The 590-nt window shown below is 71.9% G+C and carries 1 protein-coding gene; it reads left to right on the top strand.

Annotation, left to right across the window (positions count from 1 at the left end):
- Positions 1-590: MMPL family transporter (locus tag KUM32_RS41700; protein ID WP_217146829.1), on the top strand; the 590-nt coding region annotated here is incomplete at both ends.

Raw genomic sequence — 590 nt, forward strand, 5'->3', positions numbered from 1 at the left:
GTTCCAGGACAAGCCCGACTCCGTCATCGCCCCTGAACGCGTCTCCGCGCACTACCCCTCCGGCGCCTCCGACCCCGCCGACGTCGTCACCCGCGCCGACGGCGACCGACTCGCCCAGGTCAGGGCCGTGGCGGCGAAGGTGCCCGGCGTCGCATCGGTGGGCGAGCCGCAGGACTCCGTACGCACCGGCGACCACGAACTCGCCACCTTCCCCGTCGTCCTCAAGGACGCCCCGGACAGCGACGCCGCCAAGGACACCGTCGACGCGCTGCGCGACGCCGTGCACGCCGTCAACGGCGCCGACGCGCTGGTCGGCGGCACCACCGCACAGGCCATCGACACCGAGCGCGCCGCCGACCGCGACCTGACCACCGTCATCCCGATCGTGCTGCTCGTCGTCCTCGCCGTACTGATCTGGCTGCTGCGCTCGCTGGTCGCCCCGCTGCTGCTCCTGGCCACCGTGGTCGTCTCGTACTTCGCCGCCCTCGGCACGTCCCACCTGCTCTTCGAGCACGTCCTGGACTTCGCCGCGATGGACTGGTCGACCCCGCTGATGGGCTTCGTCTTCCTCGTCGCGCTCGGCATCGACT

The sequence above is a fragment of the Streptomyces sp. AC627_RSS907 genome (assembly GCF_019049165.1).